General features: G+C 39.8%; 24 protein-coding genes and 2 tRNA genes. 15 read left to right on the forward strand and 11 right to left on the reverse strand.

Features of this window, described 5'->3' with window-relative positions:
- Positions 1–58: 58 nt before the first annotated feature.
- Entirely contained in the window at positions 59–1411 is a 1353-nt protein-coding gene (gorA, locus tag IM462_RS08880; RefSeq protein ID WP_287699898.1) for a glutathione-disulfide reductase, read from the reverse strand.
- A 312-nt stretch (positions 1412–1723) separates the two neighbouring features.
- Between gorA and dacB the strand changes: the two genes are divergently transcribed.
- On the forward strand, positions 1724–3148 hold the full coding sequence (dacB, locus tag IM462_RS08885) for a D-alanyl-D-alanine carboxypeptidase/D-alanyl-D-alanine endopeptidase (protein ID WP_287699899.1): 1425 nt from the start codon (positions 1724–1726) through the stop codon (positions 3146–3148).
- A gap of 232 nt (positions 3149–3380) precedes the next feature.
- A complete protein-coding gene (gene glgA, locus IM462_RS08890; protein ID WP_287699900.1) occupies positions 3381–4859 on the forward strand; it encodes a glycogen synthase GlgA in 1479 nt (492 codons plus the stop codon).
- Between the two features lie 143 nt (positions 4860–5002).
- Here the strand turns inward: glgA and IM462_RS08895 are convergent, their stop codons facing one another.
- Genes IM462_RS08895 through trmB form a run of 3 tightly spaced genes read right to left on the reverse strand, consistent with a single transcriptional unit; the run spans position 5003 to position 7101 of the window.
- Complete coding sequence (locus IM462_RS08895; protein WP_287699901.1) at positions 5003–5803, reverse strand: tetratricopeptide repeat protein; 801 nt, start codon at positions 5801–5803, stop codon at positions 5003–5005.
- A gap of 19 nt (positions 5804–5822) precedes the next feature.
- Positions 5823–6431 (reverse strand): hypothetical protein, encoded by a 609-nt coding sequence (locus tag IM462_RS08900; protein WP_002801524.1) that lies wholly within the window; start codon positions 6429–6431, stop codon positions 5823–5825.
- Positions 6432–6465: 34 nt separating this feature from the next.
- Positions 6466–7101: a tRNA (guanosine(46)-N7)-methyltransferase TrmB gene (trmB, locus tag IM462_RS08905; RefSeq protein ID WP_002801525.1), complete on the reverse strand. Its 636-nt coding sequence runs from the start codon at positions 7099–7101 to the stop codon at positions 6466–6468.
- A gap of 66 nt (positions 7102–7167) precedes the next feature.
- On the opposite strand from trmB, the gene IM462_RS08910 reads away from it, so the two are divergent.
- The 3 genes from IM462_RS08910 to petG all read left to right on the forward strand — a co-directional run bounded on the left by IM462_RS08910 (position 7168) and on the right by petG (position 9449).
- Positions 7168–8256 (forward strand): metallophosphoesterase family protein, encoded by a 1089-nt coding sequence (locus IM462_RS08910; RefSeq protein ID WP_287699917.1) that lies wholly within the window; start codon positions 7168–7170, stop codon positions 8254–8256.
- 370 nt (positions 8257–8626) lie between these two features.
- The gene (locus IM462_RS08915; protein WP_287699902.1) at positions 8627–9112 is read left to right on the forward strand and encodes a hypothetical protein; all 486 of its coding nucleotides are present in this window, start codon (positions 8627–8629) and stop codon (positions 9110–9112) included.
- 220 nt (positions 9113–9332) lie between these two features.
- Positions 9333–9449: a cytochrome b6-f complex subunit V gene (gene petG / locus IM462_RS08920; RefSeq protein WP_002738052.1), complete on the forward strand. Its 117-nt coding sequence runs from the start codon at positions 9333–9335 to the stop codon at positions 9447–9449.
- 169 nt (positions 9450–9618) lie between these two features.
- On the opposite strand, the gene IM462_RS08925 is transcribed toward petG, so the two are convergent.
- Complete coding sequence (locus tag IM462_RS08925; RefSeq protein ID WP_287699903.1) at positions 9619–10170, reverse strand: 1,2-dihydroxy-3-keto-5-methylthiopentene dioxygenase; 552 nt, start codon at positions 10168–10170, stop codon at positions 9619–9621.
- A 131-nt stretch (positions 10171–10301) separates the two neighbouring features.
- Between IM462_RS08925 and IM462_RS08930 the strand changes: the two genes are divergently transcribed.
- Positions 10302–10374, forward strand: a tRNA-Ala gene (locus IM462_RS08930).
- A gap of 41 nt (positions 10375–10415) precedes the next feature.
- On the opposite strand, the gene IM462_RS08935 is transcribed toward IM462_RS08930, so the two are convergent.
- From IM462_RS08935 to IM462_RS08955, 5 genes are all read right to left on the reverse strand, one after another.
- Entirely contained in the window at positions 10416–12596 is a 2181-nt protein-coding gene (locus IM462_RS08935; protein WP_287699904.1) for a hypothetical protein, read from the reverse strand.
- A gap of 23 nt (positions 12597–12619) precedes the next feature.
- Positions 12620–13684 (reverse strand): NAD-dependent epimerase/dehydratase family protein, encoded by a 1065-nt coding sequence (locus IM462_RS08940; protein WP_287699905.1) that lies wholly within the window; start codon positions 13682–13684, stop codon positions 12620–12622.
- Between the two features lie 27 nt (positions 13685–13711).
- Positions 13712–14983, reverse strand: coding sequence for a glycosyltransferase (locus tag IM462_RS08945; protein WP_287699906.1), 1272 nt, complete (start codon positions 14981–14983; stop codon positions 13712–13714).
- Between the two features lie 179 nt (positions 14984–15162).
- A complete protein-coding gene (locus IM462_RS08950; RefSeq protein WP_287699907.1) occupies positions 15163–16230 on the reverse strand; it encodes an NAD-dependent epimerase/dehydratase family protein in 1068 nt (355 codons plus the stop codon).
- Between the two features lie 70 nt (positions 16231–16300).
- Positions 16301–17080, reverse strand: coding sequence for a pantothenate kinase (locus IM462_RS08955; protein WP_287699908.1), 780 nt, complete (start codon positions 17078–17080; stop codon positions 16301–16303).
- A 417-nt stretch (positions 17081–17497) separates the two neighbouring features.
- Here IM462_RS08955 and IM462_RS08960 point away from each other — a divergent pair, with 417 nt between their 5' ends.
- Complete coding sequence (locus IM462_RS08960; RefSeq protein WP_287699909.1) at positions 17498–18775, forward strand: M16 family metallopeptidase; 1278 nt, start codon at positions 17498–17500, stop codon at positions 18773–18775.
- 3 nt (positions 18776–18778) lie between these two features.
- Positions 18779–20038 carry a M16 family metallopeptidase gene (locus IM462_RS08965; RefSeq protein WP_287699910.1) on the forward strand — a complete coding sequence of 420 codons (1260 nt, stop codon included), beginning with the start codon at positions 18779–18781 and terminating at the stop codon, positions 20036–20038.
- A gap of 52 nt (positions 20039–20090) precedes the next feature.
- Here the strand turns inward: IM462_RS08965 and IM462_RS08970 are convergent.
- Positions 20091–20162 (reverse strand) — tRNA-Asn (locus tag IM462_RS08970).
- A 147-nt stretch (positions 20163–20309) separates the two neighbouring features.
- Here IM462_RS08970 and IM462_RS08975 point away from each other — a divergent pair.
- The 7 genes from IM462_RS08975 to IM462_RS09005 all read left to right on the forward strand — a co-directional run bounded on the left by IM462_RS08975 (position 20310) and on the right by IM462_RS09005 (position 24271).
- Complete coding sequence (locus tag IM462_RS08975; protein WP_287699911.1) at positions 20310–20783, forward strand: hypothetical protein; 474 nt, start codon at positions 20310–20312, stop codon at positions 20781–20783.
- A 406-nt stretch (positions 20784–21189) separates the two neighbouring features.
- Entirely contained in the window at positions 21190–22026 is an 837-nt protein-coding gene (locus tag IM462_RS08980; protein ID WP_002756270.1) for an EcoRI family type II restriction endonuclease, read from the forward strand.
- A gap of 35 nt (positions 22027–22061) precedes the next feature.
- The gene (locus IM462_RS08985) at positions 22062–23090 is read left to right on the forward strand and encodes an adenine-specific methyltransferase EcoRI family protein (protein WP_287699912.1); all 1029 of its coding nucleotides are present in this window, start codon (positions 22062–22064) and stop codon (positions 23088–23090) included.
- Between the two features lie 3 nt (positions 23091–23093).
- On the forward strand, positions 23094–23225 hold the full coding sequence (locus IM462_RS08990) for a P-loop NTPase family protein (RefSeq protein ID WP_287699913.1): 132 nt from the start codon (positions 23094–23096) through the stop codon (positions 23223–23225).
- A gap of 195 nt (positions 23226–23420) precedes the next feature.
- Positions 23421–23639 carry a hypothetical protein gene (locus tag IM462_RS08995; RefSeq protein ID WP_002757428.1) on the forward strand — a complete coding sequence of 73 codons (219 nt, stop codon included), beginning with the start codon at positions 23421–23423 and terminating at the stop codon, positions 23637–23639.
- Complete coding sequence (locus tag IM462_RS09000) at positions 23632–23916, forward strand: type II toxin-antitoxin system RelE/ParE family toxin (RefSeq protein ID WP_002784984.1); 285 nt, start codon at positions 23632–23634, stop codon at positions 23914–23916. The genes IM462_RS08995 and IM462_RS09000 overlap by 8 nt, the downstream gene beginning before the upstream one ends.
- A gap of 184 nt (positions 23917–24100) precedes the next feature.
- Positions 24101–24271: a DUF4160 domain-containing protein gene (locus IM462_RS09005; RefSeq protein WP_287699914.1), complete on the forward strand. Its 171-nt coding sequence runs from the start codon at positions 24101–24103 to the stop codon at positions 24269–24271.
- Positions 24272–24969: the final 698 nt, after the last annotated feature.

Here is a 24969-nt window from a genome sequence, read left to right on the forward strand (position 1 = left end):
TAATAAGGGGGGTGTCTGACAATTTTTAACACCTATCTAACACACCTAAAATTGTTAATTAACGCATGGTGACGAATTCCTCGGCAGCACTGGGATGAATGCCGACAGTGGCATCAAAATCGGCTTTTGTCGCCCCCATTTTTACGGCAATGGCTACTCCTTGAATAATTTCGGCGGCGTGATCTCCCACCATGTGCGCCCCGAGAATTTTACCACTTTCCTGATGAACAACTAATTTCATCAAAGTTTTGTCCTCTCGGCCTGGTAAAACATTGTAACCAGGGCGGAATTTAGACCGATAAACTTTAATTCCCGTGTCACCATATAGGTTTTTTGCTTGCAATTCTGTTAATCCCACCGTCGCCGCTTCAGGAGTAGAAAATACTGCCGAAGGAACGTTTTCATAACTCATTAACCGGGGTTTATTACCAAAGACTGTATCGGCAAAAGCTCGCCCCTCATTAATCGCCACGGGAGTTAAATTAATTTTATCGGTACAATCGCCCACGGCATAGATATTATCTTCGCTGGTTTGGCTATACTCGTTGACGACAATTGCCCCGTTTTTGACCTCAACATTGACATTCTCTAAGCCCAATTTTTCCAGCTTAGGAATTCTTCCCGTAGCGGCTAATCCTAGGGCATCAACAAAGAGCATTTCTGAGGTTTCTTTCCCCTGAATATGTACTTTTAAACCCTCAGCAGTTTTCTCGATCGAAGTGGGGAAAGTTTCGGGCATAATTTTAATTCCCTGACGGATCATTTCCCCTTGAATCTCATCGCGGATATCCTCATCAAACCCTCTTAAAATCTTGTCTTTACGGATTAACTGCACCACTTCTGTCCCCAATCCGTGCATAATACCAGCAAATTCTACCCCAATATATCCTGCCCCTAAAACTATAATTCTTTTCGGTTGTTCTGGCAGTTGAAACATGGCATCAGAAACTACTGTATGTTCGATCCCCGGAATATCGGGTTTAACGGGATGTCCCCCCACGGCAATTAAAATTTTATCGGCAGTAATTTTCTCCTCTCCCACCTCGAGGGTATGGGTATCAATAAACTTGGCATAATTAGGAAAAAGCGTCACTTGAGAATTATCGAGCATCTTTTGATAAATGCCATTTAAACGGATAGTTTCCTGATTAAGCGCGCTAATTAATTTTTGCCAATTTAACTGACTCTCTACCGGACTCCAACCGTAACCTTCCGCATCCTTAAATAGTTGGGGAAAACGACTAGAATAAACCATTAATTTTTTAGGAATACAACCGCGATTAACACAGGTTCCTCCCAAACGATCGTATTCTGCTAATCCCACTTTTGCCCCGTATTCGGCTGCCCGTCTAGCGGTGGCAATACCACCAGAACCACCACCAATCACGAATAAATCAAAATCATAACTCATAAAAATATCCTCGCGAATAAATAGAAATTTGACGGAATCAAAAAACTTTCTGGGCAAAAAGGGGAGCGAATATCTCGGATCAATCCCTAACTGAATCTATCGAGTAACTAGCACAATATAGTCACTAATGCTGCTAAATTAGAGTCAATTTATTTACTAAGTAGCTGGTTATAATTAAATTAAAAATGGATTTTAGGTTCGATCCCCCCTACCCCCCTTGATAAGGGGGGTGCCGATAGGCGGGGGGATCCCCCTTAATAAGGGGGGCATCTGATAATTTTTAACGCCTACCTACTGCCAAGATTTAATTCTATGCTAACACGCCGCTCGAAATTATCTTTTCTCTTGGGGACCTGTTCCCTATTTCTCTGGGTAAACCATCCCCTCACCCTCGCAACCCCCATCAGTCAAGACAATTCCCCCCCTTCCCAGTTTATCTGTCCCGCAGACTTAGCCACCGAGATCGATCGCATTTTGGCCCGCCCCGATTATCAAGGCGCTTATTGGGGAATTTTAGTAAAATCCCTTAATTCTCAGGAAAATCTCTATAGTCTCCACGAAAATAACTTTTTTACTCCCGCTTCTACTGCGAAATTATTAACCACTGCTGCCGCTTTCAGCAAATTTAACCGCGATTATCGTCTGAAAACCCCCATTTTAGCCCAAGGCAACCCCCCCGATTTAGAGACTTTAACCTTAGTCGGGAGGGGAGATGCAACCATAACCACAGAAAAGTTAGAAAAATTAGCAGAAAAGTTAAAAGCAAGGGGAATTAACTCAATTTCTCGTTTAATTGTCGTTGCTAGTCCTTTTGTCGTCTCCGATAGTCAAAAAACATGGGAATGGGAAGATGTCTTTTTTGACTACGCAGTTAGTGCTTCTAGCTTGGTTTTAAACGAAAATTCCGTCACTTTAAGGCTTTTACCGCGACAATTGGGGCAAAGCTTAGATTTACAATGGTCTGATCCCATTGCCGCTAAACAATGGCTAATTGAGAATCAAACCAGCACTGCAGCGCAAGGAACCCCGAATACTTTGGCAATTAAGGGCAATTTAGCCAATAATCGCCTGATTATCACTGGTTCTCTGGCTATTGATAGTCAAGATGATTTTAATTTAGCTATTCCCCAACCCTCGGAGTATTTCCTCGATCGCTGGCGTAATATCCTCGAAAAAGCGGGAATTACCGTTAAAACCGCCGAAATTAGCTCAGAAATTCGCGGCGATGAAATCACAAATTTAGAATCAGAACCCCTAGCATATTTGGTGGAAAAAGTCAATAAAAATAGCGATAATTTACTAGCCGAAACCCTACTACAAATGCTCGGCGGTGTCTCGGGATTGCAAGAAACTTTAACAAAACTGGGAATTAACAGCGATAGTTATAAAATCGGCGATGGTTCGGGGCTATCACGACAAAACCTGATTAAACCCAATACTTTAGGTCAAATATTACAACTAATGGCAGAAAATCCTGATTATCGTCGTTCTTTAGCCATTGGCGGCATTGATGGCACTTTAACCAATAGATTTCGCCAGACTCCCCTAGAAGGACGATTACAGGCAAAAACCGGGACTTTAACCGGAGTTATCGCTCTCGCCGGTTATCTAGAAACCGCCGACAATCAACCCCTAATCTTTAGCATAACCGTCAATAACAGCGATAAACCCGCCACTACCCTCAGAAACGGCATCGATGAGGTGATTTTGCTTCTAGGACAGTTAAAACGCTGTTAATATTGAGGAGGCAAAAGGCAAAAGGCAAAAGGCAAAAGGCAAAAGGCAAAAGGCAAAAGGCAAAAGGCAAAAGGCAAAAGGCAAAAGGCAAAAGGCAGCTTTGTTCTCCCCAACACCCCAACACCCAAACCCGCAACTAATTCGATCGAGCCATTTAATCACAGAAGACTGTATACTTTTGTAAAAATTGCTTCTAGCTGACCTGTAGATTAATCGAGGGAGTTATTGATATATGTATATAGTTCAGGTTGCCTCCGAGTGCGCCCCGGTGATTAAAGCTGGGGGATTGGGGGATGTGGTATATGGATTGAGTCGAGAATTAGAAATTCGCGGTCATTGCGTGGAGCTAATCCTACCCATGTATGATTGTATGCGCTACGACCAAATTTGGGGCTTACACGAGGCTTATCGGGACCTGTGGGTGCCTTGGTACGGTGGCGCAATTCACTGTAACGTTTTTTGTGGTTGGGTACACGGGCGCTTGTGTTTCTTTATTCAACCCAATTCGGGCGATAATTTCTTTAATCGCGGCACTTACTACGGTTGTAAAGACGATAATATGCGTTTTGCCTTCTTCTCTAAAGCCGCTTTAGAATTTTTGCTCAGAAGTAATAAACGTCCCGATATAATTCATTGTCACGACTGGCAAACCGGTTTAATTCCGCCCTTACTTTTTGAAATTTATAAATATCATGGTATGGGCAATCAGCGCGTTCTTTACACCATCCATAACTTTAAGCACCAAGGATTTGGAGGTGCAGAAATTCTCTGGGCAACAGGATTAAATAACGATCCTTACTACTTCAGCTATGCCCGACTGCGCGATAACTTCAATCCTTTTGTGATTAATTTTATGAAAGGTGGGATCGTTTTTGCCAACTATTTCAATACCGTCTCACCTCACCATGCTTGGGAAGCACACCACACCGATGTTAGTTACGGTTTAGGTCATACAATTCACCAGCATCAACACAAATTTACTGGCATTCTCAACGGTTTAGATTACAATATCTGGAACCCGGAAGTAGATAAATTTATTCCTGCACCCTACGGTGTTGATAGCTTCTCCGAGAAGGCCCGCAATAAGAAGGCACTGCGAGAAAGACTCTGGTTAAGAGATGAAGCAGAAAAGCCCTTAATTTGTTATGTCGGTCGTTTAGATGACCAAAAAGGCGTACATTTAGTTCATCATGCCATGTATTATGCCTTAGCTCGCGGGGCGCAATTTGTCCTACTAGGTTCCGCCACCGAATCGTTAATTAATAACTGGTTCTGGCATGAGAAAAATCACCTAAATAATAACCCTGATGTCCATATTGAATTGGGCTTTAATGAGGAATTATCTCACCTCATTTATGCGGGGGCTGATATGATTGTGGTTCCCAGTAATTTTGAACCCTGCGGACTGACACAAGTAATCAGCTTAAAATACGGAACCGTTCCCATCGTCCGGGGAGTTGGTGGTTTAGTTAATACGGTTTTTGATCGCGATTATGATACCTATCACCAACCGGAAGAACGCAATGGTTTTGTCTTTTTTGATCCCGATAATAATGCCCTCGAATCAGCCATGTCCCGAGCATTAGAATTGTGGTACACTCAACCAGAAGAATTCCAAAAATTAGCGATTCAAGGCATGGAATGCGATTACTCTTGGAATGGTCCCGGGGAAGAATACGTTGCCCTCTATGAAATGATTCGCCACAAATAAACTGTCTTGTCTCTAGCAATTCCCTGGCAATTGTCAACAGAAATTCGAGGAATAGATTTGTTGAAATTTCCGGGGAATTGCTTTAGTTTTGACCGATTGCTGACTCCTAACCCCACCAAAAAACTTTTTGCCGCAAACCCTACCTAGTAGAGCAGAAATGTTAACTTTGCTTGGTATTCTTGGGTGAGGGGATGACTAACTCCTAAAATCTGAAATATGGCTAACATGGCTTTTCTTGCCCCATCCTGACGATATTTTCTACTTTCTCCCACCAGGCTGATCAGTTTATCTAAAGCAGCGGCATAATCTTCTTTTAAAGCGAAATTAATCCCAGTAAAAAATATCGGATCGAGGGGATTATTTTCTGGTTTTAACTGTTGAAATTCTAGGAGAGTTTTCCAACCTTTGATAACAGGATTTTCCTCTTTAATAGCACTGATTAATCGATAGGCATCTGACCATTTTTCCAGACGCATGAGAAATTTTACCGCCATAATAACTAATCGCGGTTCGTTGGGATATTTAGGGAAAAGACGATCAAATAATTGTTTAGCTGCGGGCAAATTATCGAGGGCGATCGCTTCTTTGATTTCTGCTAATCCTGTTTCTAATTCCGATTGTAAATCGAGACGGGAAAATAAGTCTCTAATTTGTTCTTCTGGCAAAGCACCGACAAAACAGGGTAACACTTCTCCCTTGCTGACAATTCGCACATCTGGAACTCCTTCTACATCGTATTGTTCGGCTAATTCGGGACTTTTATCTATATCTATTTTTGCCAGGATAAAATTATATTCACTTGCCAGTTTTTCCAGCATCGGTTTTACCAATTTACAGGGTCCACACCACAGGGCATAAAAGTCTAAAATCACTGTATTTAGATAGGACTTCTCGATCACTTCACTGTCAAAATTTGTCCCATCTACATCGATAGAATATCCCATCTATTTCTCCTCTAATAAATTATTTTTCAGCTAGTTTTGTCTCACTTATCTCTTTTACCCAAAGGGCTAATCCTCCCCCTCGTCCCCGGGCTGCTATCATTGTTTCTGTGATCAGAAAATAGGCAAAAAATGCCTGTTTTTTGATACTTTCCTGATAAAAATTCGCTTCACTTACCTGGCCATTTCTAATAAAACCAGAATAGAGAGAGCGATTAAATAGGGTTAGGTTGAGCCTGGTGAAATCAAAGGCGAGAAGACGGGTTTTAGGAAAAAACTTAACCGGACCGCTTACGGATAGTTTTACTGCCCCTAAAACTATCTGATTGCTGACGCTTCCAGAGATAAATTCTCCCGGTTCTAAACTCTCATTTCTTTGGTAAGAGATGGTAATTTTTAACCAGGATGGTAGATAGCGACCCTTACCCAAAACAATCCCCGCTCTCTTTTTCGCTTTTTGAGTTCCCGTGATAAAGTATAATCGCCAAGTACCGACTAAAGCCTCAAAAGTAAGATTTTCTTTAGTTTTTTTATTGTTTTTTTCTTTGCTTAAGAGAAATTCCAGCAATTGAGAGACAGGGGGGCGATTATTATCCTCAAGTATTAGGGGTGAGTCGAGATTTCTAACCATGATTTCAGACAGTGCCAAGATATTTTAACTGAAGCTACCGAACTCGAAAAAGCGAGCGATAAACCGGTTGACCTTTATTATAAGTGGACTTTTCCCTCTCCGTCGGTACGGGGAAAATATTTTCCGCTAACCAGGGGGTTTGATGTTGCCGAACAAAATGGGGATGTGCTTGAAATCTCTCGGTCATTTCCAGGGCGATCGATTCCACATCCGACTGTAAAAAAACCCAGCCCCCAGCTACCATATACTTAGCCAAAGCTATTACTAATTCTGGCTGCACAACCCGACGCTTACTGTGACGCTGTTTAAACCAAGGATCGGGAAATTGAATCGACACCCAAAATAACTTATCTGCGGGCAAAGATTGCAGTAAAATTTCTGGGGCAACATTCATATTGCCAAAAACAAAAGCGAGATTACTTAATCCTAACCTTTCCCGTTCCTGATTGGCTTCAATTACCAAAGGTTGACGAATTTCAATCCCCAAAAAATTAATTTCTGGCTCTACTTGGGCCATTTGTAACAAAAATTTACCCCGCGCACAACCAATGTCAAGATGGAGAGGTTGCGTCATATCCTGATAAACTTGATTCCAATCGGGGGGAGCGATCGGATGGCGATATTTATGACTTAAGGGATTGACGTGCTGACGAACGCGAACTTTAGCCAAAGATATTTTCTCCTCTATTTCTCCTCGATCGATCTAGTTTACCGATATTTAGCCCAATTGAATGCGATGAATTTCCGTTTCGCCATTCTCAGCGATCCTCATATCGCTTTACCCACAACCATTTTAAACCATTCTAATCGCTTTCATCTGGTGGAAGTGAGTATTCCCGCTTTAAAAATTGTTTTAGACCATCTCATCACCCTTAACCTCGATTTTCTGCTGATTGCTGGCGATTTAACCCAAGATGGTGAACCAGAAAATCATCGTTGGTTAGCCGATTGTTTAGCCACTTTACCCTTCCCCGTCTATGTGGTGCCGGGTAATCATGATGTTTTGAGTTTAACCGCAACAGAAAACCAGATCGGTTTAGGAGATTTTCCCTTTTATTATCAACAATTTGGTTACAGCGATCCAGAACAAATATACTACCAAAAAGAAATTTTACCCGGAGTGCAATTAATCGGTCTTAATTCTAATCAATTCGATGATCAAGGTAAACAAATTGGCAGTTTAGATGCAGAACAATTGCATTGGTTAAAACAGATTTTACCATCGCTAAAAAACGATCTGGTTATGGTGATGATCCATCATAACGTTATCGAGCATTTACCCGGACAAAGCAATCATGAATTAGGTAAACGCTATATGTTGGCTAATGCGGTAGAACTGCTCGATATACTAGAGGAAAACGGCGTAAAATTGTTGATTACTGGCCATCTCCATGTGCAGGATCTGGCTTTTGCCAGAGGTATCTATGAAATTACCACCGGTTCTCTCGTCAGTTATCCCCATCCCTACCGGGTGCTAGAATATTCCGAAAACACGGTTGAATTAGCCATAGAATCCTTTCATCTGCAAAATATACCCGGATGGGAGAATTTACCCGCTATTTCTCGGCAATGGTTAGGCGATCGCTCTTATCCTTTTATGATGCGTTTGTTAACCTGCCATCCCCTCAATCTTCCCATGAGTCTAGCGGAGGAATTAGCCCCGAAATTACGAAATTTTTGGGCAGATGTGGCCAAAGGTGACACAATCTTCGATTTTAGCGATTTTCCGCCCCTAGCACGCCGTTATTTTTACGCTTTCAGTGCCATCGATCCCCTCGGTAATCCTCATTTTATCGACAATCAAGCTGTAATTAGGGTTTGCTGAAAAAGCTTTTCCTAGGGGCAGGGTGTGGGGTGTGGGCTTCGGCCGTGAGCTCAGCCGAACGGGTGTGGGGTGTGGGGTTTTACCGATTTTCAGGTGGTCAATTACCTAATTTTCAGGGAAAAAGTCCAGGAATTTTCCCCCTAATCACTCCAAAGGTCGGCACTTTTTGAGGGAAAACAAGTCTAAAAGTCTTATACAACAAGGTTTTTAGATTTATTCAGCAAGCCGTAATTAGTTTCAAGCATCAGTTCAGTTATCGGCGATCAAACTTGCTGGTAGAGTTCAGAGAATAGCTGCAACAAATAATTAACTATAGCTTATAGTTATGGTACGCGGCCGCTATCTTGGCAGAAAATGTCAAAAAAAATCAATGGAAGCAATTAAAAAGGAATTGAAAAAAATCGGTTCTCTTGCCCTGTTTTTTTTCTTGGCTTTCGGTTATATTCTTCTGATCATGAAATTATTTCTGGAAGAGTATTCGATTACCACCTACGTTTTGGGTAAAGCGATCTTAGGAGCGATCCTTGCGGCAAAAACCGTGGCCATTCTCGACGCAGCCATGAAGCTAGAATGGTTAGAAAATCGTCCCCGTTACGTTAGCGTTCTATATCGAACCTTTGTTTATACCCTAGCAGCACTGATTCTCGGCTCGATCGAGGGTTTTCTGGAAGCTTATCTGGGAACGCGGGTAATTTCGCAGGCAATGGCCAAATTTTGGCAAAGGGAAAGTTTCTCTCAAATCCTTGCGGTTACTCTCTGTCTCGCAGTGGTTTTTTGTCTCCACAATCTCTGGCAAGAAATCGATCGCTATTGGGGTAAAGGCAAATTGAGAAAATTTTTTCTCGGTCGCTCCTAGAGTACAGCAGTTATCTTAATGGTGAGATAGGAAGTTTTCCTTTTGGGATTTTTCCCACTTGCCACACCCCTAAGGGAAAATTTTTGATTTTTGCAGGGGATCTGATATTAACCAATTTTCCGCGATCGCCCTATCTACCTGCTGTCCGCCCTATCTTTCGCGGGCAACCCCTGCTAGGATAAAATACGGGTGAAAAATTGCTAATCCAAGGAGTACAGACGTGATTGAACCTTTAGTGCTAGGGATTGTCCTAGGCTTAATTCCCATTACCCTAGCGGGTTTGTTCGTTGCCGCCTATTTACAGTACAAACGGGGCAATCAATTCGGCTTAGACTAAATCTATCACGCCAATCCCCCGAATTGAGAAAATCTCCCGTCAAGCTAGGCACTAGACGGGAGATTTTCCACAGGACAAATTTGCCGCTTAACAGATTGTGGCTGCCGGCGTTGCCATCCCCGCAAAACTTATCTGTCTTATTGGGAAAGCGATCGCCTAAAACCAAGAGCTACACGACTGTTAAACTAGGAAAACGAATAACGGTTTCCGTGTATTCGGGAACCCATCCGGCGGTAGTGGTGAAGTAACGCACTGCTTTAACTCGTTTACTGGCAGTGAGGTGAAACCAGTGTTCGCTATGGGCAGGAACATTGATATATTCTTGAGGTTGAATAGTTAATTCCCCCTGAGAACCATCGGGAAAGACAAAGCCAAAAACCCCCTCCCCATCAATGATATAACGCACCTCATCGTCAGCGTGGGTGTGACAGCGCTCGAATTTGGCCAGTAAAGTGTCGAGATTGGGAATTTCAGGGTGTAAAACGATTAAATCTCTAGCTTGATAACCCGCTTCTTGCTTTAGTTGCTCAAAATAACCGTCTAAGCTGGTTAAAACTATTTCTTTTTCTTCGTCAGTCAGAGAAGCTTGTTTAAGTAGCTGACGAGTGGCTTCGTTTTCGATCGGCCAATAGTTTAAAGTAACATTTAATTTGGCCAATTCCAGACTAATATCGGCTAACTGGGTATAGGTTGTCCCATTCTCTAAGCGTAGTATCGCCATTGGTTATCATCCTCAAGATTACTTTTTTCATTTTAAAGTTTTCCAGAGGCAAGCCGCTCGATTTTTTGCCCCTCGATCCCTTGCCAGTTACTAGGATTTTCTGCTCAAAAATGCTATTATGGTTTATATCTGGGGAATTAGCTCAGTTGGTAGAGCGCTGCGATCGCACCGCAGAGGTCAGGGATTCGAGTTCCCTATTCTCCATTTGCCAGAGATATTAACCGCTTTTCAAGGTTCAAGAAAGATTATGAACCAGTGTCAACTTCCCAAAAAGGCGTTACTTTTATTTCTGGGGAGAATAGCAGAGGATTACTGACAGAAAAGCTAAAAGATTTGACTTGTGGTGGTAATTTTCCTTGAAAAAATGCCATTAATTCCTGATCATTTCTCGGTAAATGACTAAGGATAACTCCATTAGCTGAATTATCTTGAACAAAGCGAAAATTGGCTTGAGTTCCATCGAGATAATTAACGTTAATTATCACAGGAGGGATTCTAAATATTTTTTTGATTATTTTACCCAACCAAGAATATTCAAATTTAACTTGAACACGAGTAATCCCACTATTACGAGTAGGTAATTCATAGACTTGATCCCAAGTAACATTAGTAGTCTCTCCTAGAGGGGTTGGACTGCAACGACTGATATTTCGTTTTTCTAGAAGATAAAAGTTGGTTTTGATTGCGGGGACGGGGAAGGGCGAATTTACCGAGTCAAGTTGATAATTACAAACCACATAGGAAAAGGCTTTAGGTTCATCAAAAAAAGGATGTCTGTCATCAATAGATTGAAAGTGATAAATCAGATAATCTCTGGGAGATTGAGATAAGCTTTGATAATTTAGTTCATCCAGTTTTTCTGTATAAGCAGAATAGGATTGAATAATCGGCCTCGGTTTCCAATTAAGCTGATTGCCCGGAATAAGTGAAAATTCCCAGGGAATTATATCAATAGTTTTGCCTTGCACTTTTTCCAGCACAGAATCGGGAAGTTTTAGTCTATTATTTAACTTAACTAAATTTTCGCTCGTAATCCTTTGAACCTCTGCTTGAAATTTATTGTTATCGAGCAATAAAACAACAATATTTATGTTATTGGCTACTTTTGCAGGATTGAGTTTACTAAATTGATAATTTCTAAGAGTTGAAATAGCGATACAAGATAGTAATAAAATTAAGTAAATAATGTATAATTTTGGTTTATTCTTAACTGGATTATTGTCAATTTTGATAAAATATAATGAGATGATTAGCAGGACAATAATACAGAACAGCACTACATGAAAATCCTGACGAACAAATCCGTGCTTAAATCCTAAAAATAGGGGAAATAGCAGGGCAGTACTTAGGCTAGTTGAACCACTATTGCACAGACGAAAAAGTAGATTTATTATCACTGCACAACATAATGTTGCGAGGAGAACATTTATATCTCTGATCAAGGATATAAATGCTCTCTTAGAACCTGTAAGACTCATGGCACTGGAATAACCAGAAGAAATTTGCCAAGAATTGAGTATATATTCAGATAAAGAAGGAAAGTTATTTGATGAAAAACTTTGAATTAATAAAGTTGTATAAAACAGATAAAAAACTAGATAAGGTAATAATTTTTTAAAAAATGTTGTCAGCCTTGTTTTACTCAAAATTTTATCAATAACAAAAGCTACTATTCCCGAAATTATAAAATTAACCAATAGTTTTGTTAAAACTGTTATTGATTGCCCAGAATATAAAAAAATACTAGCAACAGAAATAGCGATTAAAGTAAAATTAAACAGGGATTGAATATATTTACTCAAATTCTTTAGTTTTTGTTTTCTATAGGCTAGGTAAAAGCCCGAAAATAAAAAGAGATAAAAAGTACCCGCTATATAAATTCCCAAGGTTAACTTAGTTAAAATAGCCAACCCAGTAAACATACCTACTATAATAGAATTTACCGGTAAATATTTTATAAAAAATTTCTCAAAACTTAAAGCCAGTAAAAATATAGAAAATATTTGATAATCTGTCGTAAATCCTATAGTATTGCCGTAATGAATTCCCAGGACAAATATAAAAATAAAATTAATTAATATCAATATTTTAAGACTATTCGTTTGTAACTTTATTATCCTTAAAATCAATAATCCTAATAGGACAAAATGAACGGCAAATCTGAAAAGTATAATTTGCTTAAAATTGCTATATAAAGCAGCTCCTTGCGTTAAATATCCCAGAGGCCCATAGGTAAAAACTATCTCTTTTCCAAAAACTAACTTTTCCTTGGCTGCTTGACTAATTCCGTAAGACCAAGAAGCATCTAATCCAGGGTTTATTAAGTGTATCGTCGGCAAAAATGCCAAAAACAGGTAAGTCAGAGTTAGACTAATAATTAAATTAAAAACGATTGTTTTTGAAGCAAGTATTTTGGTGATTTGCATAGCCTTATTTCCAGAATTTTTCTTTAAAAAATACCTTTTAATTCCTTCTCGTGATTATAAATCCAATCAAAAATATCTTGGATTAATTTGCTACCATCTCGCTGAGGCTGCCATCCAGTTATAGAACTGATTTTGCGAGAATCAGTGATAAAAATTGGCATATCTCCGGTGCGATTTTCGGGAATTGCCTCAATCATTATACTATTGCCCGTGATTTCTTGACATAGTTTTGTGGTTTCATAAAGGGACAAGGAAAAATTTTGCCCACCCCCCACATTAAAAGTCTGCCCATTGAATTGTTCTAAATTAGCAATCTGAATATCGATTAAATCGAGTAAATCAGCTACATGAAGAAAATCTCTAACCTGTTTCCCTGTACCCCCATAACCGATATATTTTAAGGACTTCTGAAAGTAATGATTAGCCACCCAAAGGGCAAAAACTCCCTGATCAACTTTTCCCATCTGCCAAGGGCCAGTTAAAACTCCACAACGATTAATTAAAGTTCTTAATCCGTAGGCATTCCCATATTCATTAATAATCAATTCCGATGCTAACTTAGTGGAACCGTAGAGAGAACGGGGCAAATCTAAGGGAAATTGTTCACTGATACCAAAAGCAGAAACCCCAGGTAAATTTTGCTGTTCAGATAACTGAAAACGAGTATCTGTTTCTGTATAGTTTAATTGATTAAGATAGGCAATGGGATAAACTCTGCTGGTGGAGAGAAAAATAAAATCTGCTTGGGTTTGTCTAGCTAATTCTAAACAGTTAATCGTTCCAATTAAGTTTGTTTGCAAAACGTAGCCTGGGGAAGTATAACCAGCTAAAACAGAAGGTTCTGCCGAACATTCTAGGATTAAATCCACTGGCAAAGCTGATGCTTCTAAGTCTTCTGCATTTCTGACATCTCCATGAACAAATTCAATTCCCGCTTGTTTGAGACGGGAAATATTTAATTCAGAACCCCGACGCTTTAAGTTATCTAAGGCGATAATTTTCCAGTCGGGATAGAGTTGGGCTAATCCTAAACCTAAAGAACTGCCCACAAAACCCGCACCACCAGTAATTAACACTTGCCTAGTCATCAATAATACTCCACTAGATAATAATTATCAACCGACTTGATTCTTTTTCTGTTTGCGCTTATAGTCGCCTCGAGAAAGGTGTTTTTCTAACCAGATAGAGAGAACTATAAATAAATAACGACTGCCCATTTCCTTGAGTTTTAACTTGGAAACCCCCGTGGTACGATTGCGCCAAGTGATGGGAATTGTCGTATAGGAATATCCTCGCACGATTGCTTTTAAGGGCATCTCTACTGTTAAGTTAAAATGGTGAGATAGTAGAGGTGAGATTCCTTCGATAACCTCCTTACGATAGATTTTAAAGGCGTTAGTGGTATCATTAAATTTTAGCCCAAATAAAACTTGAATGAATAGATTAGCCAAACGATTGACGAATAACTTGTGCTTGGGATAATCAATAACTTTTCCTCCTTTGATAAAACGAGAACCAAAAACGCAATCGTAGCCTTCTTGGAGTTTATAATAATAGTCCACCATGTTATCGGGAGAGTCGGAATTATCTGCCATTACTACTGCAACTGCATCCCCGCTAAAATTTTCTAACCCACAGCGCACCGCAAAACCAAAACCATTGGGATAATAGTTATTGATGTAGCGAATCCGAGGATTGTCTTGGTTGATTTTTTGCAGAACTGCTTCGGTGTTATCTTTGCTATTGTCATTAACCACTAGGATTTCATAATCAATTTTATCCTCTTCTAAACGTTCGGATATTAAGTGAGTTGTGCTTTCGATGCAATCTTCTTCGTTGTAAGCAGGAATAACTATTGATAGGGTTTTTACCCCATGGTTATCCCTTGATTGACGTGGGTGAGAGTAACCGTCCATCTCGAAAGCTGGCGCTAATCCTTCCGGATAGTACATTTCTGTCTCATTAGTCTTATTCTTGGGTTTAAAAATTAGGCTATCACTGGCGACATAATTAATACTAGCACCCACTAAAACCCCGATCATTGTGTTAACTCCGGGGCTAATTCCTAACCAGTTTAAGAAGGGAAATATCAAGAAAACTCGCAGTAAAACTGCTAAACCTGCCGAGAGATGATAGAGAGGAAGTTGTATCAAAATCACATCTCTGATTGTCCAATCTCCTCCAGTCCACACCCAGATTCTATAGATAAAAAAACTAGCAATTAAAGATATTTCTATCGAAATGACATTAGCAACATTCTTCAAAAATGGTGTATTAAATCCCAAGTCATCAATGAACCAATAAATTAAGAATAAGTTGATTAGAAATGCCACTCCCCCAGCAATGAGAAATCGGAAAATTTTATTGTTGTAGATTTTAGTTAACATAATGGTATCTTAAAATATGCTCTGGTTTAGTTTTTCTAGGTCAATATTGCGATTAATATCCTCTTACTAACTAATTAACATAGTCCCTCAATTACTAGCAGTATATTTTGCTAAAAATCACTTTGGTAACGAGGGAAAACTAGCAGATAAAAATTGACCAGAATAATTCTTGATTTACCCTAAGTCCAACGGCTAACGTTTTGACTAAAAATCTCCTTGAGAATATCCGTTACTGTGTAGGTTAACTGCCAATCAGGATAATGATTTTTAAACTTACTCACATCAGAAATCCACCAGATATGATCACCAATACGATTGGTCTCTACATACTGCCAGTTTAACTTTTTATCCGCAATCGCTTCACATTCTTGAATAGCTTCTAACATGGAACAATTACTAAAGCGACTACCACCGATATTATAAACTTCTGCTACTCGCGGGGCCTGATAAAAATGATAGAAAGCATTGACGAGATCGTAACTATGAATATTATCGCGTACCTGCTTACCCTTATACCCATAAATACTGTATTCTTTGCCAATCATCGTACATTTCATCAAGTAGGATAAAAACCCGTGTAATTGGGTTCCCGAATGACTTGGACCGGTTAAACAACCGCCACGAAAAGAGGCAGTTTTCATCTCAAAATAACGCCCATATTCCTGTACTAACACATCCGCTGCCACTTTCGAGGCACCAAACAAAGAATGTTTACAAGCATCAATACTCATCAACTCGTCAATACCTTGAGCAAAATAAGGATGATTTTCCGAGATTTCCCAACGTAGTTCTTTTTCTACTAAAGGTAATTCATTCGGTCTATCCCCGTAAACTTTATTGGTGGAACAGAAAATAAATACTGCTTGGGGACAGTGTTGACGAGTATTTTCTAATAATACTAAAGTTCCGTTAGCATTGACACTAAAATCCATATAGGGATCCTTAGCTGCCCAATCGTGGGAAGGTTGCGCCGCCGTGTGGATAATTAAGGATATATCATGACTATAGGTTTTAAATATAGCTGCAATAGCTTCATGGTCGCGAATATCTACAGCATGGTGAATGTATTTATCCCCGTAATCTTGCGATAATTTGGCTCGATTCCACTCCGTTGAAGCGTCTTCGCCAAAAAATACCTGACGCATATTATTATCGATACCGACGACGGTATAACCCCGATCACAAAAAAATCTCACTGATTCGGAACCAATTAAACCAGCAGAACCGGTTACTAGAACGATCGCCATAACTATATCCTGAATTTTTTGCCCAGTTGTTGAGAAATTTCCCAAGTTGAGAAAACTTTCTCCGACTTTACTAGATATGTTCGCCTTTGTCAATTAAACAGGAGGAGATTCCCCTAACTGCAGCAATTCCCTCAAAAATTATCGTCTTATCCACTAGGAGCGATTTAATGGCGTTTTCTTGGCAGTAATCCCTAATTAAGTCCCCATCTCCCCCTGTTAAAATTATCCTGCTCTCTGGATATAAATTTAACCATTCCTGAGTGAATTTTTCTATTCCCGCCAAAATTGTATAAATTATCCCACTTCTTATCCCTTCTGCTGTTTCTTTTGCCCACATCTTCGGTAATCTTTCCGATAAGGACACCTCTGGTAAGGCTGCCGTCCGTTCCCTTAAACTGGCTAATTGCACCTTTAACCCGGGTAAAATGGCCCCCCCCACTAGCTTTTTATCCCTATCCACTCCCGTAAAAGTTAAAGCTGTTCCCGCATCGATGACTAAACAGGGAAATCCGTATTTTTTCCCCGCACCTAAGACAGCTAAAGCTCGATCGATGCCGAATGTCGTATATAAATCCAGTAAAGGAATATCTTTTAAAGTAATTATCCGTAAATTGCCATAATTTGCCCATAATTCTTTTTGGCTAGGAACCACGGAGGCGACAATCAATGCACAGTTACATTTATTTGTCAAGAGTTTAGGGAAAATTTGTCGCAAAAATTCATCACTTAGGGGTTCGTTCAGGTGAGGAGTATCGAGACAAGCTAACAGGGTTTGACCGCGAAAATACCCCCAATGTAAGCGAGAATTGCCGATCATCAACCCTATCCAGTCAGTATCTTGCTCAGTCATTTAGTTAGTGGGAATTATGAATTGGGGTGTGGGGTGTGGGGTGTGGGCTTCGGCCGTGAGCTCAGCGTTCGACCGAGCTCACGCCGAGGTCCGAACGGGTGTGGGGTGTGGGGAGAATAAATAAAATAATCTCCTGACTTGAAAGAGGGTGTGGGGTGTGGGCTTCGGCCGTGAGCTCAGCGTTCGACCGAGCTCACGCCGAGGTCCGAACGGGTGTGGGGTGTGGGGAGAATAAATAAAATAATCTCCTGTCTCCTGACTCCTGTCTCCTGTCTCGGAGTCTCCCGATGGCTTCAAGATAGTTGATATTTGGGGAAATTATCTAGAAATCATGACAAAAGTTTTTTAATGGTTAAACAGACAAGAGAATAAGATAACCTAGGTATAGAATTTAACAAAAAATCTGGTTAACGGACATTGATCAAGTCGATAGCACAGTGTCAAACGAGTTCTTTTCCCGCTCAGGTATGGCAATTAGATCACGGCTTAACCGTAATTCATCAGTACTTACCCGTGACTCCTGTGGTGGTAGTAGATGTGTGGGTTAAAGCAGGTGCGATCGCTGAACCCGACCCATGGTTAGGTATGGCCCATTTTCTCGAACACATGATCTTTAAGGGGACGAAAAAACTTCCCCCTGGACTCTTTGACTATTTAATCGAAAATTGTGGCGGAATGACCAACGCGGCCACCAGTCACGACTATGCACACTTCTATCTCACCACCAGTGCGGATCAAATTGAACATACCCTACCCCATCTGGCCGAAATTCTCCTCCATGCTGAGATTGACGATGAGGAATTCTATCGGGAAAAAGATGTAGTTTTAGAAGAATTACGGGCCTGTTATGATGATCCCGATTGGATTGCCTACCAAACCCTCTGCGGAAGTATCTATCAAAACCATCCCTACGGACGCTCTATTCTAGGCGATCAACCCCGTTTAGAGCAATTAACCCCCAATCAAATGCGCTGTTTCCATCGCACCTATTATCAACCGGAAAATATGTGTGTGGCGATTATCGGGGGAATTGAACCCCAAGCAGCTTTAGAAATTATCCGGCAATCTTTTCGGGAATTTCCCGTCCCCTCGGAATCCCCCCCCCATCTAGTAGCTGCCGAACCCCCCCTGATCGAAATTCGTCGTTCCCAAGTATATTTACCCCACTTAGAACATTGTCGCCTCTTGATGGGATGGACTGGACCAGGAAGCGATCGCCTAGAAGATGCCTTTGGATTAGACTTGCTTTCGGTAATTCTTGCCGGGGGACGCTGTTCGCGGTTAGTGCGACAGCTGCGGGAAGAAGCGCAAATCGTCCTCGATATTAACAGTAATTTTTCCCTGCAACGAGATTCCAGTCTCTTTACCATCGGCGCTTGGCTATCTAGCTCACAAATCGAGACAATTGAAGGCATTATCTGTGAACATATCCAACATCTGCACGATCATCCCGTCACCCCCGCAGAATTACACCGCACTCAACAGTTATTAGCTAACGATTATATTTTCTCCACAGAAACCCCGGGCCAATTAGCGGGACTCTATGGATATTATCAAACCCTGAGAGCTGCCGACCTAGCCACGATCTATCCCCAAGTTATCCAAAGTTTGCAACCGTCAGATCTCCAGCGTCTGGCTCGTCAGTATCTCTCCCCGGAGCGATATGCTATTACAATAATGCAACCCTGTGAATAAACGATGTCCGCTTCCCCCATTCACCGCTTAACCTTAGAAAATGGCATCACCCTTTTAGTGGTGGAAAATACGGCCGTGGAGTTAGTTGCGGGGAGGATTTTTCTCAAAAATGCGGGTACTCGTTGGGAAAAAACCGAAAAAGCGGGTTTATTTCGTCTTTTAGCCGTGCTGCTCACCAAAGGTACAGAAAAGTTATCTTCCCTAGAAATTGCTGATCGCGTTGAGTCCACGGGGGCCAGTTTAAGTGCGGACACGGGGACTGATTATTTTGTGGTTAGTTTAAAGACCGTTACAAAGGATTTTTTAGATATATTGCGTCTAGCGGCGGAAATTATTCGTTTTCCCAGTTTTCCACCCCCAGAAATCGAATTAGAGAAAAATCTCACCCGTCAAAGCATTCGCTCTCAATTGGAACAGCCTTTTAATGTGGCTTTTAATCAATTACGCGCCGCTATGTACCCCGATCATCCCTATGGTATGTCTTTATTGGGTACGGAGGCAACGGTTTCGCAATTGCAACGGGATGACCTGCTGGCCTATCATAGTCGCTTTTTCCGTCCCGATAACCTAGTGATTAGTCTTTCTGGCCGTATTACCCTAGAGCAAGCAGTAAAAGCAGTGACGGAAATTTTTGGCAGTTGGTCAATTCCCGATCTTCCTTTATCTAGTTTACCCCCGGCCGCTTTTGATTTTCAGCCCACCTGTTTAACTACCGTCCAAGCTAGTCAACAGGCGATCGTTATGTTAGGATACCCCGGCTCTTCTGTGCAAGAGGATGATTATGCGGTTTTAAAATTATTGAGTACCTATCTGGGGAATGGGTTATCTAGTCGTCTATTCGTGGAATTGCGAGAAAAACGGGGATTAGCCTACGATGTTTCCGCTTTTTATCCCACCCGTCTCGATTCTTCCCAATTTGTCATTTATATGGGAACTGCACCCCAAAACACAGCGATCGCCGTGTCGGGATTGCGTCAGGAAGCAGAAAGGTTATATAAAGTAACTTTGAGTGAGGAGGAGTTACAGTCAGCTAAAAATAAGTTATTGGGTCAATATGCTCTCGGTAAACAAACTAACGCCGAAATCGCTCAATTATACGGTTGGTATGAAAGCTTAGGTTTGGGGATTGAATTTGATCGCACTTTCCTGGATTCTATTAATCAGATTACTGCCGAACAAGCGCGATCGGTAGCTAGTAAATATTTTCAAAATCCTTACATTTCTCTAGTCGGTCCAGAAAATGCGATCGCTGAAATTCTCTAGTCAGAGCAAAAAGCAGCAACAAAAAACTATTGCCGCTGCTATTTTTGATTAACTCCCCGGGTGGGATTCGAACCTACGACCAATCGGTTAACAGCCGACCGCTCTACCACTGAGCTACCGAGGAAGGCTACTCACAATTAATAATTATAATCATAAGTCCCTCAATAATGCAAGTGTTTTCTGGATTTTTTCTCAAAAAAATTTCCGGTGCCGGTAGCGGTGGGCGGAGAATCCACTATTGTGGAGATAAGGACACCATTAAGTCTAGTCTATGCTTGCCCATCACCGCCGTCCCGTTTCCTTCTGTCTGCTCTCGACAGATCTACCCATCCTCTCCACTTTAGACACTTCCGCTACCCTCTACCAAAAGGATCGCCACCGGTTTCATCTTCTCCTCAATCAACCCCCGGTGGCTCTCGCCGAAATAGAGACACTTAAACCCAAAAATAATCAAAATAAATTAATTTGGCTAGAAATTTCAGCCAATCGGGTAATTATGACCATGCAGGGCCAGGGAAGATTCGCCTATCGTCATTTTTGGGAGCAAGGGGTTTTTGGTGTCAGTCGCTACTGGTTAAATGGCGAAAGTCCTCAACCGGGTTACGCTTTTCGCCTCCGCAACTATACCCGTAGTCTCAAATTAGAGGGGAATAATTTCCCCGAATATTTGCGTCTAGAGTACGAATTATGGTCAGATAACCTGATTTTAGGTCATTATGTCCTTCATTTGCAAGTACACCAATAAATAGGGTCGGCTGAATAGAGCTAAAAACCTTGTGGGATAATAGTTTTAGACTTTTTGGCAATCAAAAAGTGCCAGCCGGTGGCAAAATTTAGGCACTTTTTCCCCGAAAATTAGGTAATTGTGGGGTGGATTGAAGACTTAGTGCTACACTTCCCGAAAAGTCTATTTTATTTGAGCTTGTTGTTAGGAATCCACTTAAAAGAGGTTGTTTAATCTGGCTAATAAGCTCTTGGGTATGATATGGGGAAAAGTTCGGGCGATTGCGCTAAAATGGGGGAATATGCCGAAAGTTTCCACCTATCGTTACTCTGGAGAGTGTTAGCCAGAAAGTTTCTGTATAATATGTAGTTATACATACATTACCCGTAGCAGAAAGCAGAAAGTTTAAGTAAGGAAAAGATACATTATGTCTAAAAAAAATCAATCGAAAAGATTAACGAATCAACATAAAGAGTCTAAAGGTGTAGCTGGTATATTTGGGGCTGAAGCAAAATCACACGAAACAATAGTTGGAGAAATTTCACATCTTGTTATTGACCAACTTAAAAAGGAGTTTCCTCAATTATCTTTTCAATACAAAAGAAGTATAAAAAAAGAAGAAATAAACGAAGCATTAAAGAAAGTTGACCCAGAATTAGGGCAAACCCTTTTTGTATCAGATTCAAGTATTAGACCTGATGGTGGAATAATAGAAGTAAAAGACGATAACGGTAATTGGAGAATCGTTTTAGTCTCGGAAGCTAAACGTCAAGGAAAAGACATTGAAAATATCAAAAACGGTAAACTGGTAGGTAAGAATAATAATCAAGACTTGATGGCTGCTGGTAATGCAATAGAAAGGTCGCATAAAAACATATCTGAAATCGCTAATTTGATGTTATCTGAATCTCATTTTCCTTATGTCTTATTTCTTGAAGGCTCAAATTTTTTAACAGAAAATATTTCAATTAAAACACCCGATGGAAGGGTTGTAACGCTCGAATATAATTCAGGAACGTTAAATAGATTAGATCGATTAACTTCTGCAAATTATGGAATGCCAATTAATACCAATTTGTGTAAGAATAAGTTTGTCAAACATAAAGATAAAACCATAATGCTTCAAGCAACTTCTATATACACACAAGGGAATGGAGAAAAATGGGATATCAAAAAAATGTTTGATATTATGCTTGAAATTTCTAAAACCTCTCTTCAAGTATTAGGCAGTGAAATATTTAATCAGATAACCAAAAGTAAATAAAAACAAAAGATTTATTAAATCAAAAAATATTGAAAATGGCAAGAAATGCGACAAATAAATTATTGCAAAATGCTAAAAAACTAAAAAGTGACGAGTTTTATACACAACTTTCAGATATAGAAAGTGAGTTGCAACATTATAAAAGTCATTTTGAAAATAAAGTAGTTTATTGCAATTGCGATGACCCCCAAATTAGTAACTTTTTTAAGTATTTTGCTGCAAACTTCAAAAAGTTAGGTCTAAAAAAAATAATAACATCTTGTTATCGAGAACAAGGGAGAGATTTATTTAATACAGAAGAAGATGAAAAGGGGTTTTTCTTTGAATATATAGGTACAGAGAGAGAAAAAAATAAACCTATTTCCCCTGACATTGTTTACTTTAATGGGGATGGAGATTTTCGTAGTCCTGAAAGTATTGAACTATTAAAAAAGTCCGATATTGTTGTTACTAATCCCCCATTTTCATTATTCAGAGAATATGTAGCTCAATTAGTTAAATACGACAAAAAGTTTTTGATAATTGGCAATATTAATGCAATAACCTATAAAGAAATTTTCAAACTAATTAAAGAAAACAAAGCCTGGTTAGGAATAAATCTTGGTAGAGGTATTTCTGGTTTCATTGTTCCCGAACACTATCAACTTTATGGAACAGAGGCTCGTATTGACAATTCTGGAAATAGAATAGTTTCTCCAAATAATTGTTTATGGTTAACCAACTTAGACACATCAAAACGGCACGAAGATATCGCTCTCACAAAAAGATATTTTGGCAATGAAGCTGAATATCCAAAATATGACAATTATGATGGAATTAATGTCAATAAAACCCAAGACATTCCCTTAGACTTCAAGGGGGTTATGGGTGTACCAATAACATTTTTACATAAATTCAATCCCGACCAATTTGAAATAATTAAATTCAGGAAAGGGAATGATGATAAAGATTTATCAGTAAATGGGAAATGTCCTTATTTTAGAATACTAATCAAGAATAAACGAATACAGACTGAATATATTGATTTAACTGACAAAGAAAAACAATGTATAACTCAGTCCTAGGGTGTGTTCCCTAATGCAAGTCCTGCTACTCCAGCGATCGATTTTGGGGAACGCACCATGCACATTGATGGCAGCTGTCAGTGGGATGCCGAAGAACGTAGTGTGATCGCTGTTATCTTCTTGATTAAACTTTAAAACTGCCATTGCTTGGGATAGGAACGCCAAGGGAGATCGCTTTTTGGTGAGGAGGAGTGCGAGCGCTTTTTGGGAATGAAGAGGGGCGATCTCTCTTTGTGAGTTGGAAAGTTGTCATCGATCCGCGATCGCGGATGTCATTATTGCCCAAGCAGAGTAAAATAAAAGTCTGTATTGAAAAAGGGGAAAGTAACAATGCCGCCAACAATGCAATTTAGTCAAATCTTAGAAATGATTGACTATCTCTCTTTTGATGAACAAGATGACTTGATCAATATTGTTAAACATCGGCAAATCGAAAAAAGACGAGAACAAATTGCTCAAAATATTTCTCAAGCTCGACAAGACTATCAAAATGGTAATGTTTTTCGAGGAGATGTTGATTCCATTATTGCCGAACTAAACAATGATTAACTTGGTTTTTAGCCAATCATTTAAACGCGCTTTCAAAACAAGGATTAAACGACAACCTGACTTAAAATCAAAAATAGAAGCCAAATTGAGACTACTCGCTGACGATCCCTATAATCCAATATTACGCACCCATAAACTAAAGGGGAAATTATCAGGTGCTTGGGCTTTTTCTGTTGAATATGATTGTCGAATTATTTTCAATTTTGAATCAAACCCTGAAACCCAAGAAGAAGACATCAACCTAATTGATATTGGAACTCACGATGAGGTTTATTGAATATGATTTTTTATTATGTTAGCAAGGTTTCGGAGTTAGCAATCGCTTTTTGGGGAGGAGGAGTGCGATGCCGAAGGCACTGCGTAGCAGATCGCTGATCTTGTCGTTTAAGTCGAGGTAACAAAACCCAACAAGCTTTGTTATAATATTTTTGTCATAAAGCAAGACTTATAAAAATAGATTTATGCCAGAAATTACTCGATTTTATGGAATTATCATTAAGATCTTTTTTGCCGATCATCCACCTCCCCATTTTCATGCGATTTATAGAAAATATAACGCCCTATTTAATCTGGAAACCTTAGAAATCATTGAAGGAGACTTACCTAATAGAGCCACAAAAACGGTTGTATAATGGGCAACAATCTATCAACCAGAATTATTGAAAATGTGGAACACTCAAGAATTTAATAAATTACCACCTTTGAAATAAAACAATGCTTTACCCAAAAATAACATCAGCCGAAATCATTGAAAATTATACTCTATTGGTGCATTTTTCTAATCATCAAGCTAGAAAATAGGCTCTTCTCGACTTTGTGTGATAATTTTTGCTTATGGAATCGTGAAATGCTTATCGGGCAACACTTTTAGGACTATTTTGTCGAAGAAACTATCAGTATAGACCTCGTTTCCACACAGAAACCAGAAGAGCCGAAAATATAACTGTGAAAATCTACTAAAAAAAAAGATGTTTTCTTCCCTTAAAAACTATGCTTTCTTTAAAAACTTTCAACTTGCTCCATCAGGTAGCGGAATCATTTGGAATGATGAACTTGATATAAGCGAGTATGAAATTTGGATCAATGGAATTGAACTATGATTGCCGATCTTGTAGTGCGATTGCTGTCATCTTCTTGATTAAACTTTGAAATTAGAACTCTTGCAAATTAATTATATGTTATAATGATAGGTTAACTAATTTTTTTGGGAAAATTAGTTAACCAGTACATTCGTCCTGAATGAAAACTTGAAGTTTAACTTTTAACTCAAAACTCTTTAGAGCTGCTTTAATTTGGTTATCAAAACCTCTTTATTTAAGCGGCACAAACT

The organism is Microcystis sp. M144S2 (assembly GCF_020246065.1).
Lineage (GTDB): Bacteria > Cyanobacteriota > Cyanobacteriia > Cyanobacteriales > Microcystaceae > Microcystis > Microcystis ichthyoblabe_A.